The sequence below is a fragment of the Ignavibacteriota bacterium genome, assembly GCA_016707525.1.
Classification (GTDB): domain Bacteria; phylum Bacteroidota; class Ignavibacteria; order UBA10030; family UBA6906; genus JAGDMK01.
On sequence record JADJHP010000021.1, the window covers coordinates 58,068 to 70,462 of the forward strand.

Sequence of the window (12,395 nt, forward strand, 5' to 3'; positions counted from 1 at the left end):
GCGAGGTGCAGAGACGAAGAGGGACCCGTCTTGCTCAGCTGGCCGAGCGCACATCGGGGTCACCGGAAATGGCGGGACCGATCGGGCCGATCCCGGCGCGGAAGCCGGCCGTCGAGTCATCCACATCCGACACATACCCGGAGAGGCAGAACGTGATGATGGAATCGCGATGCACGGCCAGGTCGGGAACACGGGCAAGGACCGGAGGATCGTTCACCGGCAGCACACGAAGAGCCACACGCACGGAGTCCGACGCCCCTGCCCTGTCCATGGCCGTGATCGTGATGCTATCGGTTCCGTGCCAGTTGGAAGCAAAGCGTACAAGCATTCCGTCCTGTGTGCGGGTCGGCGTGACCATCGTCGAACCGGAGCAATGCCACAGGAGAAGAGAATCTGCATCGTCCGGATCAGTGACGAGCGAAGCGAGGAGCGCGTTCGGCACGAGGACGCTATCATCCTCGGCCGCCGTGATCTCTTCGAACCGCGAAAGGACCGGAGGATCATTGACCGGGACAACAGTGACCATAAGTGTATCGGTCGCTGTCAGCCCATCCGGGTCGCAGACGGTGATCACGATCGGGAGCAGGGACCCGGTGAAGTTCTTGCGTGCCTGCACATACACGCGAGCTGATGCCGTATCAAGATAGATCACCAGGCTATCATCATCCGCATGCACCACCGGTGCTCCATCGGGCGGCTCGGAGCAGAAGTGGTAGTCCGCTCCTTCCACAGCCGAAGTGATCCCCCACTGAAGCGCGTCCCTGCGGTTGTCCGGATCGTGGACGAACGGGGCCAGATCGAGGGCGGCCGAGGAATCCTCCGCAAGAACGACATTCAGTTTTCCCACGATCGTTGGCGGATCATTGACCTCCAGGACGGACAGCGGGACCGTCAACGTTGTCGTAGCCAGGCCATCCGTCACGAGCACCGTGAACGTCGTATCGTGGTCGGATTCTGCCGGAGTGCCTGTCACGATGCCCGTGGAGCCATTGATAGAAAGCCATTGGGGATGCACGCCAAAGGAGTACGTTAGCGAGTCGCCGAAGAACTTGGTATCACCATCGCTCGCAGCGCAATTCATGGTGAAGGGTACATCTTCGACCGCGCCGGAGTTCTTTTCCGGAATGCTGGCGAACACCGGAGCATGGTTCGTGTGTGCCACCGAGATGGTCGTTGTCAGGGAGGAAGATCCTCCTCTGCTATCGGCAACGACCACTGCGAGGGTAGAATCGGACAGTTGGCCGGCGCGGGGTATACCTGTCAGTGTACCATTCTGCGGATCCAGAGTGAGCCATGCCGGTTTCAGGATCGCGGTGAACCGGAGCGTATCGCCGAAGCGGGCGGCATCTGCATCCGTAGCGACGATCTGCGACACGTAGAGCGAATCCTCGACGGCGAGCCGCGTGCCGGGTGCGGACACGTGTGGAGCGTGATTCGTATGGCGCACCGCGTACGGCAGAACGAGCGTCGCGGAGGCACCGCTGTCATCGAGTGCGATCACGGTCAACGACCCGTCACCGACGTCCCCTCCTCCCGGAACGCCGCTGGCAATCCCGGTCAGGGTATCGAGGGTCAGCCATCCGGGCCCGAAGATCATCCGAAAGTGGATCCGGTCACCGAGGATGCTGTCACGATCTGTCGCAAAGAGGTGGTGCCGCATCAAGGAATCTTCGGCACCTGTGATCGGCAGTATCCCGGCGAATGACGGCGCATGATTCATGTGACGGATCGGAATCTCCAGAGCAAGCGTGTCGGAAGCACCGCTGTCGTCAATCGCCGTCACAACGAATATGGAATCATTCAGATCGCTGATGCCGGGGATGCCGGTGAGGTCGCCAGTGAGAGAATCGACGTGTAGCCAGTGTGAAGTCGGGGCCATGCTGTAGCGCACGTGATCGGAGAAGTTCAGTGAGTCGCGATCATGCGCCCAAACACGGAACGCGAACGGCACGTCTTCTACGGCGACGGGGATCGTTGGGTGTTGGAACGACGGACGGTGATTCACGTGATGAACGATCAACGGCAACCCGACCGTGTCAGCCGCCCCCGAATCATCGAGGGCCACAAGGGTAAGAACGGTACTACCGACGTCGGTTCCCTCTGGCCGTCCAGTCAATCTCCCACTGATGCTGTCACACAAAAGCCAGGCGGGGCCGGAGGTCGCCCGCAACCGGACCACCTGCCCGATAGTCGTGTCCACATCATTCCATGCAATGTCGAAGGAGAACAGCTCACCTTCGATGGCACGGACCGGGGAACTCGTCATGATCATCGGGCGGTGATTGCGATGGATGAGCTCAAGTGCAACGCGAGCGTGTCCGCGGCGCCCAAGAGGTCCACAGCGATGACGTGTGCGACAGAATCCCAAAGATCCTGAATGCCTGGCTTCCCGATCAGGATCCCGTCGGACGCACTGATCGACAACCAACTTGAAGGACGAGCGAGCTGGTACCGAACGGTATCGTGGTAGTCACGCACATCCGGATCCAGGGCTTCGCACACGACCCGTAAGGGATCATCTTCAAACACGCGCATACGGGGCATCACACTGAACGCCGGGCGGCGGTTCAGGTGTTCCACGTCGATCGTGACCAACCCATGAGACGAGTCACCGGCATCGTCCACCGCAACGACCGAAAAGGTGTGGGATCCCAGGTCGGTGATCCGGGAAGGCCCGAGAGTTCATTGGATGCGGCATCGAAGCGGACCCATGAAGGAGCCTGATCGATCGCGATGCGGAACTGCTGGCCGACCGCAGTATCGGGATCCTCGGCCAGCAGGATCGTGGTGTTGACCGCCTCATCAGTACCACGTACGCCTGATGATCCGTGGGACCTCGGGGCGAGTATTTATCCATGCGCAACGTGACGAACGAGTCAGGACATTGTGCGATAGACTCGACGTCCCCTGGATGCCGACGAGCGAATCGGCCAGCGTTTGGAACCGTCCGCGTAGCACGCCATCTTCGACAACGAAGTGCTCATTCGACGAGTGAAGGGCGACGATCGAATCCGAAGTGATCAACTCTTCTCCATTCGGGCCAGCATATCGGTATTGCGGTTGGACGCGGAGGATCGGGGCGATGATCGAATCCCCCACATGGGCAGGCGAAACGATACTGAGAGCGAGCTGCGCGCTCCGTGTGCCGGCAGCAATGCTCCACTCCGGGACTGTCAAGGAATCGCTCAGCCGCTCCACACGGTAGAATGCGAAGGACGCATGGCCAGTGCCGCGGGCCGGTAGCAGGATAGGGTTAGATGCGAACTCGCCGACCAGCACCGCCTCACGACGATAGAACCCGAACGATCACTTGCCCACAGGCGCACCTTCTCTGATCCCGGACCCCTGACCGCTCCAACTAATGCTGATCGAGTCAGGCGCATATGCTACAGCCAATCCCTCGGGGGCGGTGCTGGACCTATTCTCAAAGGTGGCGGTCGGACTCCAATCCGCATATGCGCCATCAGTGAAGCGTGCTGCTACACGCCAGAAGTAGCGCACGGCGTTGCGGAGAGGATTCGCACCAGGTGAAAGCCAACGCGGATCCGGCCCCGTCCCAGTCTGGGTTGTATGAATATCATAAGCAGACGAGAACGGAAATGCGAAGAGGGAGTCTTCGCTCACTTGAACATGGTATTCACTGATCGAGCCTCACTCGCGCCGTTCGGGGGCTCCCACGCGAATGCCAGCCGGCGTGGGCTTGATGCCACGTCCATGACCGGGGGATGCAACACCGTGACCCTGGGATGTTCCATCCCGCTGGTCATCTCTTCCACGACATAACGAACGCTGACCCTTCCTTCGCCCAGGACTTGATCCTCCTTCCGCAATGTGATGGTGTTATCTCCGCAGCGCAGACGTGGAATGCCCAACGGGTCGAATTGAAAGATGGCTTGGCTCGAGAATGAAGTCAGGATCACACCAGAGCTGTCTCCCCCACTCGCAAGACTGAGCCGAACGACGAACGAAGGAAGCATGAATGACCCTTGAGGATCGATGGCATCAAATAGGTTAATGCTATCCGCGAAGGCGCCGATCTCGCCCGGCGCGGCGCGATAGACCCTGACCTCTGATCCATCCGGTTTCAACAGCTCGAGCGTAACCGATGCCAGCGGTGACTGCATAAGGTACTTTATGACGACCATGCCGCCGGTAATGATGTAAGGTGAGGTCATCGGCACGAGAAGGATACCATCCCGCGAGCTTTCGTCCGGGCCTACTCCTGTCCCCTGAAGAGATTCAACCACCCTCAGGTTCGTGCCTTGCACCCCGCTGTCCCTCAGCGCAGCGACAAGATCCGTCGGAGCATACTCAACAAATCCCAGGCGGCTCTTTGGGGATGCCTCGCGGGACATGGATTGAGGATAGTAGAAGTGGTGATAGCTATAGTATTTCCCCGACCTCTCCGGAAACGGTACTCGATGCGTTCATCTGGCCGTAACGTCAATTTGTCGGTATCCGCGTCACCCGAGAGGACGGGAAGGGTCTGCATCTGATCACTATAGATAAGCGCCACTCTTTCGTCGGCTTCGCCTTCCCGGGCGCTGTAGCCGTAGTGATGCTCGCGCGCGACGAGTTCCTGATCTCCGGCTAATTCACCAAAGGTGGCCCCCCCCCCTGTGCTCGGTTCCGGTACATCGCCTTGAGATCGACATCGATCGGGATTCGGCGCTGATCGGGAAGGACGGTTTGTGCCACTGTATGAAGACCGCTCCCGATGCCAATTGATGAGGATTCTTTGAATCCCAAGGCCTGCAAAACCGCGGCGGCGACCTGGGACACATCGTGGCAGAGCCCCCGCCAAATGCGTTCACTATCCGTACTGGTGGAAGAGCCCAAGCAACAGTAATGGAACCTATCGGCCAGTGCTGCAACCGCCCGGAGAGGAACCACCAAACCGCCCTGACCGTGTCTTCCGCGGTCTTGAGGTGACGAAGCGGAATCATGCTGATCAGGTCGTTGATCGTCCAGACGAATCTCACGCCATCGATTTCAATTTGCAGGTCACGGAGTGTAGTCCGACCGGTATTCGCGATTTCCAGAGAGACATTATTCTCCACTCCTCGTTCCTCGACTTGGAAAAGACCGGAGAATGTACTCTCGTCCTTGTACTTACGCGTCTGGTATGAATCGATGTCACCCGGAAGATGAACAACCGCGGTTGTCTCTTGCAGGGCGAGGTTCACACGGACCTCACGCAGAGGCACCTGCCCTTCAGCAGTGGACAATGCCAACCAAGCAAGACCTACAAGCATTCCGAGTACCGATACCGATCGCATGCGTTCCTCACGACTGATTCATGTAACCCATGACCAGTCGTTCAATTCAAATGCCACACAAATGGGCTCAAAACGGACGGGAATGCGAGGTTATGCGGGCTACCGCGGAGGAACGCTAGGAGGTTTGTAGAATGTACAGAAAGAGGAGGGGTGTCGGCTGGGATTCCTATCCTTCCTTCCGATCCTTTCCATAATCATAGAAAGGAGTCCGGACGAGATAAAGCAATCGATGCAACAGTCCCGCCAATGGTGATCGGTAGGCAAGGTATGCCAGAGGCCGCGAATGAAATGCCCACAACCCGGGATAGTCCGTCAACTTCCGCTTGAGGAAGAACGGTGTTCCTGTTGTGAAGGGCGCCGGATCACGGTTGAGACTTGCGTCCGACATGCCTGTGATGCCTTCCCTTTCAAAGATCGTGCGCAAATAGGAGATCGACATCGGGTCGATGCCCATTAGCTGGCAGCACAGAAAGTCAGCCCGGAAGAGATCATCGGAGAGCATGAGCCAATTCAGTTCCAAGGCATCTCCCTCCATCGGTCCGCTCCTGGTCAGCCCGAATTTCCCATCGACGATGGAGATGATAGGTGGGAGATTCTTATTGACAGCATAAATGACCTCGGCGAAGTCCGGATGCAGCTTGAGCCGCTCTGCGGGATCCTGGATGATGCCCCACTGGTTCTTCACAGAAATGCTCACGCCAGTGTTCATGTGGATCTTCGGAACCGGGACGGTGAACATGAGGTCAGTCGAATCGAGCAGGGGACGGGCATGGGAACTACAAGTTGTCGTCTGCCTTTCACCACGGGGATCGGTCGGCCCTCGACAGCAGAGAGATTGACGAGCCTGACATTGAATCTTTGCGCTATGGTGCGGATTCCCGTTGCGGAGAATACATCATCCATCGAGAAGCGGTTGTATCCGCCGGAATCAGATTCCACTATGCTGATCGAACAGCCGTGATCAGTTAATAGGCTGACGAGCGACTCGAGCAGACCCGGATTCGTCATGACTCCGGGCCGAAATGAGGGGAATGTAAGGTTGGGCTTGATCGCAACCCTGATCCCCGGCTTGAGCCGGGAGCGAAGCCCAAGCCAGTCGAACCCCTTCTCAAGCACTGGGCGATATTCCGCCCCCAGGTTATCTAAATAGATCCGTGCCATGAAACACCACCCTTCACTGTAGAGCGATACGTTTCGACCATGCGTGTGTAAAATCCTTCAAATTCAAACAAGGATTCGTATCGTTTCCTGCCTGACTCACCCATCCTTTTCCTGAGCGCGGGATCGGCGATGAGTTGATGGAGCGCGATCGAGAGCGCCTGTGGCTCGCCGGGGCCACCAGCAGCCCCGTTTCCCCATCCGCGATCTGCTCACGTCCCACCGATCCGTGTTCCGATGACGGGCTTCCCAGCCGCCATAGATTCGATCACCACCCCTCCGAACGGTTCTGGCTGTTCGGAAGGGAGCACGGAGATGTCCAGCGCAGCATACGCCGCACGTATATCCGCGACATCACCGGTGAACACGATCTGCTTGTCGATGCCCAATTCTCGTCCGAGCGCACTCAATGCCTTCCCATGCGACTCATTCCCCGGGAACGGACTTCCGATCAGCACGAATCGTACGTCGGGATGCTCTGCCGCGATCAGGGCAGCAGCCCTCAGGAACGTATCCTGGCCCTTGCGCACCAACTTCAATCTACCGACAACGCCCACGAGAAGAAAGCCTTCAAGCCGAATGTCCGGCGAAACTCCTGGATGCGATCGTCGCTCACGGTACCAAACTCTGAGGCAGGAATACCGTTGTGAATCACCGTGGTCTTTCGCTCCCGGATGAACGGCACAAACTGCTGGCGGACAGCATCCGATACGCAGATCACCCTCGTCGAACAGGCGAACATGTACCATTGGAACACTGACCAGAGACGTCCGAATTCTCCGAATGATTCGCGTACGTGCCAGATATGTGGGACCCCTGCCACGAGCGCCGCGATCCCCGGTGTCAGAATGATCGCAGTATTCGAATGCACGACATTTGGACGAACCTCACGGATCACCTCAGTACGCGACGCACCGATCGAATGGCGAGGAAGGGCAAGGCCGCGAATTCCCGGAAGCGACGGAGATTCGCCCGGGTGACGACCGTGAGGGTCGGTTCGATGCGCACGGTGACACCCGACCTCGCGAGAGCGTCGCGCAATGGGCCATCAAAGGGGAGCAGGACGAGGACACCCACGCCATCTTTCACGAGGCGTGAACTGAGGCGGAGCAGTGATCGGCTTGCGCCGTACAGATCGGCACCACTATGGACGAACAGTATGGTCATAACGGTCGGCTATTCTCCCGGCTACTGTGCGCTCTTGAAGCCGAACCGCTCCTTGTGGAGGTGATGCCAAAGAGCAAATGTCAGCAGGAGCCAGATCTTGCGAGCGAAGGGTTTCGACCCACCGTTCTTGCGAAATGCCCCCAGTCGCTGGACGTATCTCCCGTCGATCATATCCACTCCTCCGGACCCGCAGAGTTCGGCGAGAAGATCATCGGTGAATCCGGCCAACTCGCGAGCCAACCATTGCTGTACGGGCACTTCGAAGCCGTGCTTCGGGCGGCTTGCAAGAGATTCGAGGGAGGTCCCTCTGAGCTTCGACTGCAACAGCCGCCTGAGAAGAGATTTCGTCATCCCACCCGAGAGCTTCTGATTCGGCGGGAGTGCCAGGTGCCAGCTCGACGACAGTGTGGTCCAGGAACGGCGCACGTGCCTCGACACCGTGCGCCATAGTCATCCGGTCGACCTTCACCAACAAATCATCCGGCAACCAAAGAGGAAGATCGACGGCAACGGCAGTGCTCAAAAGATCCAGCGTGGGAGAGATGGTACTTCTGATGCGCTGAAGATCCTCTCCGAGTCTGGCATATCCTTCCTGCGCACCGTCAGCGAACAGGAGACCGAGCGCACCATCGCCGAACACCGTGACCCACCGGAGAACCCCGAAGCTTTCAGGAGCAACGACGACCTTCGTCAATCGATTGACCATCCTCGGAACACGGGGCGAACTTTCGAGCGAGCCGCACACCGCCCGGATCCAGGGGATGCCGTGCAGGCGCGGCCGCCATGGCAAATCAAGCCAGTGTTGTTCCCGCTGATAGTGCGGATAGCCCCAGAAGAGTTCGTCGGCACCCTCGCCTGAAAGCACGACCTTCACATGCTGCGAGAGAACTTCCGAAATCATGTAGGTCGGTATACACGCGGGATCGCCCAAGGGCTCCCGGCATGATATGCGACGCGAGTGAGCAGATCGGCAGAAATGTCCGATCCCGACATCGTTACCAGGTCCAGGCCCAGTGTGCGGGCGACGTCTGCCGCATAACGTGACTCATCAAGGTTATCGTCGGAGAATGCAACGGTGAATGCTTTAACGGTGCGCCCTGCTTGCTGCGCGGCATAGTATGCGATGAGGGTGGAATCGACTCCCCCACTCAGGAGGATGCCCACATCGACATCAGCGATCAACCGGTAGCGAATACTCTCCTGTAGCGCCTGGTCCACTGCGTCGATATCCGCTATCGACGAGGTCCCCGAGACGGCATAGTCTTGCCACTGCCAGTATCGTTTTTGCGTGGTCTGCCAAGTCGACAGATCGACGGTCAGGTACGATCCCCCGGGGAGTCGCTGTACCTCCTTGTAGATCGTGCCCGGCCCTGGAACGAACTGAAGTGCAAAATATGACTGCATCCCCCGGCCATCAATGGTCAGTGGGGCTCCCGAAAACGCACGAAAGGTCTTGATCTCGGAAGAGACTACGAGGCGCTGATCGTCGAGAGATATGTACAGGGGTTTCTTTCCCATGCGATCCCGGGCGACAAGTGCCCGCCGCCTCTTCTCATCAAAGAGCACAAAGGCGAACATTCCTCGGAAATGCTGCACGCATCCATCCCCCGTAGTGCGCGTACGCCGCAAGAATGACCTCCGTATCCGATTGCGAATGGAAGATGAATCCATGACCTTCGAGCACTCGCCGAAGTTCACGGTAGTTGTAGATCTCGCCATTGAACGTGATGTGCAGTCCCGCTTCCTCGTTGTGGAAGGGCTGCGCCCCAGCGGGTGAGAGGTCAATGATGCTGAGCCGGCGATGGCCAAGAGCGACGCCGGCACGATCCCAGATACCCTGCCCGTCCGGTCCCCGATAGGCCATCCCATCAAGGCCCACCTTCATTTCCTGCAGAATGCGAGGGGGGATAATCCCGGATCGCTCAAGAACCGCAACGATGCCACACATTAGCGGAGCGCACTCCCTTCATTGGCTGACCGTTTCCTCACGACTACCCCGAGCTTGTCGCGGCATGCCGCACACGTTGAAGATCTGATCGATGAAACGGCAGATCGAGAGTGGCAGCAATGAGGCGGGGATGTTGAATGCGGCGACGATCATGGGACCGAGCAATTTCCAGCGGGTGTTGTAGCGTTCGAAATAGAAGCGTTCGACAAGATAATATAGTGTCTCGTTCTCCATCGATGCGATCACGTCGAATCCTGTCGCCACCAGCGGCACACAGAGACGTCAGATCGTATTGCCGGGCGTGATTGGGATCTTCATATTTCTCGTTGATCGAACCACGATGACTGGCAATGCCTTGATCATCGAGCACCCGATTGATCTCCGTGAGCGTCGCAATGTCATTGGGAACGTGCTCCAAGACGTGCGAGGCCGCGAAGATATCGACACTCCGATCTGCCAACGGGAGCGCGGCACCAGAGACCTGATCGAATCGCGCCGACCGATATCCCCGCTGATGAGCGATACGCTCAGCACGGCTCACCGCAGAGTGGGAGATCTCCAGCCCGTGGATGACACAATCGCTCGGAAATGAAAAGAGGAACGCTCCGCTTCCGAATCCCAGCTCGCATACCCGCTGGCCATGGCGGGACTTTCCCCCACGGCGTACCAATGATTGACATGTTCGCTTCTTGATCTGCGTGTCATAGCGAAAGCGAAACCACCATTCCGGCTTGTCATAATACTCATCATAACAGGACACGTTAGCGTTCCCGGTGTGACCGGCCGGTGGTAGATCGTCATTGAGGACCACGGGGGTCATCCTCCTTTTCTTGACCGCTGCTGGAGTTCGGTAAAATAGACCCAGTATTCGCTGGCGATCGCATGGGGCGTAAACCGCTCTGCTGTCACCCTAGCCTGTCTAGAGATCTGAAGGGCGAGTTCGGGGTCCTCTAGGAGTCTCCGTATGGCGGTGGCAAGAGCCTGGGTATCGCCTGGGGGAACCAGGAGAGCATCATGGCCATCAGTCAGAAATTCTGCAACGCCCCCGTCGAAACCACAGTGGGGACGCTAAGCATAGAGAGCCTCCACAACTGGGATGCCGAACGACTCATACACACTGGGTTGAACATACACCCGACAGCGTGAAAAGATGGCAGCCACTTCTCGCCCAGCCAGGGGACCGGCATGAACGACCTCATGCTGTGAGCTCTCCACCCACCCTCCACTCATTGCGCCTTGACCAGCGATCACGACAGACAATCGTCCATGGATCGATGCCAACGCATCGTTGAGTACCGCACCTCCTTTGGTACGCGAATACCCGCATAACGAGAACAGGTCAACGTCTCGACCCTCCACCCCTACCAACCCTATCGAGGGCAACGGACGGACCGCATTAGGGATGACGACGCCTCCCGAGAGACCTTCCCTCGCTTCCACCCGCTCACGGATCAAAGAAGATACATAGACACGATTCCGGAAGAGGTACCGGATCTGCAGCCGGTGCATGAAGGCGTTGTAAGCATGATCCACCGATTCCAGAGGGCTGTACCCGTGGACGGTCAACACGGTGTGCACCGATCGCGGTCGGAGCAACCCGATGAGCACCCGGAAATTCGCTGCCAGGTGCACATTGATCACGTCCAGACGTCGCCAGACCTGCGCGAGCAGGGAAATATACATCCAGATGCGTGAACCCGGGCGATCCGGGAACACCCGGACATCCCCTTGGGATCCGCGGAGCCCCTCGACCAGTGATTCGAATGCCGTTACCGGGCCTTCACTGATGCCCGAGCTGTTCGCCCGTTTCCCCACGATAAGCAACTTCACCGCGCTTCGCCCTTTCTCCAGGTGCCTGCTACGTTCACCCGACGGAGGAGCGCATGTCGAACCGCTCTAAGAAACCGCCTGTGGAGCCGGGACCCCAACCGGCCATGATAGCGGCGGTTAACCGCAAGGATATCACGCCAATGAAGGTACGCACGTGTTGACTTCGCATCGTGATGCACCCTGTATGCCCCCAGGAATTCGTTCAGATAATGCACCGTACCGTTCTGACCGAGCCGCAGGCAGAACTCGTAGTCCATCGCAAAATGAAGATCCTGATCGAGAAATCCAACACGGCGCATCGCCGTGGTGCGCCAGAATGCTGTCTGCTGCGGGATCCAACCTGCATGGTCGTTCAAGAGATGGTCGTAGTGGCCTTGGCGGACATGATTCAGGGCTTTCATGTGTTCCGCGACCTGTGCGACAGGCCCAACCTCTTCATAGTTCCCGAGAGGTTCGCCCTCCTCGCCCACAAGAACCGCATTTCCAAAAACCAGGTCGACTTCCGGATGTTCGGCGAAGTAGCGGCCGACGATCAGGAGGGATCCGGGCAACAGCAAGTCATTCGAATTGATCCACGCACAGATGTCGCCTGTAGCAGCCTGTAACCCCTTGTTGATGGCATGAGATTGTCCATCATCACGTTCCGACCGCCAATGAACCTGTGAAGAATAGCGATCCAGTATCTCCTGGTCGTATCCGCTGATCCTCCATCGAAGAGCAGATACTCCAAGGACGGGTACTGCTGGTCGAGAACACTTCGCAGTGTCGCTTCAAGGTATCGAGCGGAATTGAAGGAGGGTGTAACAATTGTGATCTTAGGCAATGGCATGAGGAGACATCCTCTGTGACGCCGCTATCGATTGGGCCGCCTCGGAGATTCCTATGAGCACGGCCATGGAAAAGACCCCGTAGGGAAATTGGAAGAGGGACGCATTGAGCGCCCCCGCGAGCAACATGATCCACGTAACGAAGATCGGGACGTGCACCCAGGAGAGCTCACTTTCACGTTCCCG

At 58.1% G+C, this 12,395-nt stretch carries 15 protein-coding genes; 1 reads left to right on the plus strand and 14 read right to left on the minus strand.

All coding sequences use genetic code 11. From position 1 onward, the window contains the following. Positions 1-34 precede the first annotated feature (34 nt). The 7 genes from IPI01_21005 to IPI01_21035 form a co-directional block, all read right to left on the minus strand. A complete protein-coding gene (locus IPI01_21005; GenBank protein MBK7260234.1) occupies positions 35-2,266 on the minus strand; it encodes a putative Ig domain-containing protein in 2,232 nt (743 codons plus the stop codon). A 1,354-nt stretch (positions 2,267-3,620) separates the two neighbouring features. Continuing rightward, a complete protein-coding gene (locus IPI01_21010) occupies positions 3,621-4,268 on the minus strand; it encodes a hypothetical protein (GenBank protein MBK7260235.1) in 648 nt (215 codons plus the stop codon). A 1,177-nt stretch (positions 4,269-5,445) separates the two neighbouring features. Next, positions 5,446-6,018: a DUF362 domain-containing protein gene (locus tag IPI01_21015; protein MBK7260236.1), complete on the minus strand. Its 573-nt coding sequence runs from the start codon at positions 6,016-6,018 to the stop codon at positions 5,446-5,448. Further along, complete coding sequence (locus tag IPI01_21020; protein MBK7260237.1) at positions 5,985-6,440, minus strand: DUF362 domain-containing protein; 456 nt, start codon at positions 6,438-6,440, stop codon at positions 5,985-5,987. The genes IPI01_21015 and IPI01_21020 overlap by 34 nt, the downstream gene beginning before the upstream one ends. Before the next feature lie 209 nt (positions 6,441-6,649). Beyond that, complete coding sequence (locus IPI01_21025) at positions 6,650-6,967, minus strand: glycosyltransferase family 4 protein (protein ID MBK7260238.1); 318 nt, start codon at positions 6,965-6,967, stop codon at positions 6,650-6,652. A gap of 5 nt (positions 6,968-6,972) precedes the next feature. After that, positions 6,973-7,479, minus strand: coding sequence for a glycosyltransferase (locus tag IPI01_21030; GenBank protein ID MBK7260239.1), 507 nt, complete (start codon positions 7,477-7,479; stop codon positions 6,973-6,975). 146 nt (positions 7,480-7,625) lie between these two features. After that, positions 7,626-8,030: a hypothetical protein gene (locus IPI01_21035; GenBank protein MBK7260240.1), complete on the minus strand. Its 405-nt coding sequence runs from the start codon at positions 8,028-8,030 to the stop codon at positions 7,626-7,628. On the opposite strand from IPI01_21035, the gene IPI01_21040 reads away from it, so the two are divergent. Continuing rightward, on the plus strand, positions 8,011-8,463 hold the full coding sequence (locus IPI01_21040) for a hypothetical protein (protein MBK7260241.1): 453 nt from the start codon (positions 8,011-8,013) through the stop codon (positions 8,461-8,463). The two genes, IPI01_21035 and IPI01_21040, sit on opposite strands and share 20 nt — an antisense overlap. Positions 8,464-8,501: 38 nt before the next feature. Here the strand turns inward: IPI01_21040 and IPI01_21045 are convergent, their stop codons facing one another. The 7 genes from IPI01_21045 to IPI01_21075 form a co-directional block, all read right to left on the minus strand. Further along, positions 8,502-9,200, minus strand: coding sequence for a 7-cyano-7-deazaguanine synthase (locus tag IPI01_21045; protein ID MBK7260242.1), 699 nt, complete (start codon positions 9,198-9,200; stop codon positions 8,502-8,504). Then, positions 9,160-9,489: a hypothetical protein gene (locus tag IPI01_21050; protein MBK7260243.1), complete on the minus strand. Its 330-nt coding sequence runs from the start codon at positions 9,487-9,489 to the stop codon at positions 9,160-9,162. Before IPI01_21050 ends, IPI01_21045 begins: the two co-directional genes overlap by 41 nt. Positions 9,490-9,595: 106 nt before the next feature. Then, entirely contained in the window at positions 9,596-10,363 is a 768-nt protein-coding gene (locus IPI01_21055) for a methyltransferase domain-containing protein (GenBank protein MBK7260244.1), read from the minus strand. Positions 10,364-10,368: 5 nt separating this feature from the next. Beyond that, entirely contained in the window at positions 10,369-10,581 is a 213-nt protein-coding gene (locus tag IPI01_21060; protein ID MBK7260245.1) for a hypothetical protein, read from the minus strand. Between the two features lie 39 nt (positions 10,582-10,620). Next, positions 10,621-11,382: a glycosyltransferase family 4 protein gene (locus IPI01_21065; GenBank protein MBK7260246.1), complete on the minus strand. Its 762-nt coding sequence runs from the start codon at positions 11,380-11,382 to the stop codon at positions 10,621-10,623. Continuing rightward, positions 11,379-11,933, minus strand: a complete 555-nt coding sequence (locus IPI01_21070; GenBank protein ID MBK7260247.1) for a hypothetical protein — start codon at positions 11,931-11,933, stop codon at positions 11,379-11,381. The genes IPI01_21065 and IPI01_21070 overlap by 4 nt, the downstream gene beginning before the upstream one ends. Continuing rightward, entirely contained in the window at positions 11,915-12,211 is a 297-nt protein-coding gene (locus tag IPI01_21075; protein MBK7260248.1) for a glycosyltransferase, read from the minus strand. The genes IPI01_21070 and IPI01_21075 overlap by 19 nt, the downstream gene beginning before the upstream one ends. Between the last annotated feature and the right edge of the window lie 184 nt (positions 12,212-12,395).

What these genes read in the sequence shown, in the direction of transcription:
- IPI01_21005 (MBK7260234.1), bottom strand. Translation starts at nt 2,266, where the DNA reads ATGACGAGTTCCCCGGTCCGTGCCATCGAAGGTGAGCTGTTCTCCTTC.
- IPI01_21075 (MBK7260248.1), bottom strand. Translation starts at nt 12,211, where the DNA reads ATGCCATTGCCTAAGATCACAATTGTTACACCCTCCTTCAATTCCGCT.
- IPI01_21050 (MBK7260243.1), bottom strand. Translation starts at nt 9,489, where the DNA reads ATGAAGGTGGGCCTTGATGGGATGGCCTATCGGGGACCGGACGGGCAG.
- IPI01_21020 (MBK7260237.1), bottom strand. Translation starts at nt 6,440, where the DNA reads ATGGCACGGATCTATTTAGATAACCTGGGGGCGGAATATCGCCCAGTG.
- IPI01_21015 (MBK7260236.1), bottom strand. Translation starts at nt 6,018, where the DNA reads ATGTTCACCGTCCCGGTTCCGAAGATCCACATGAACACTGGCGTGAGC.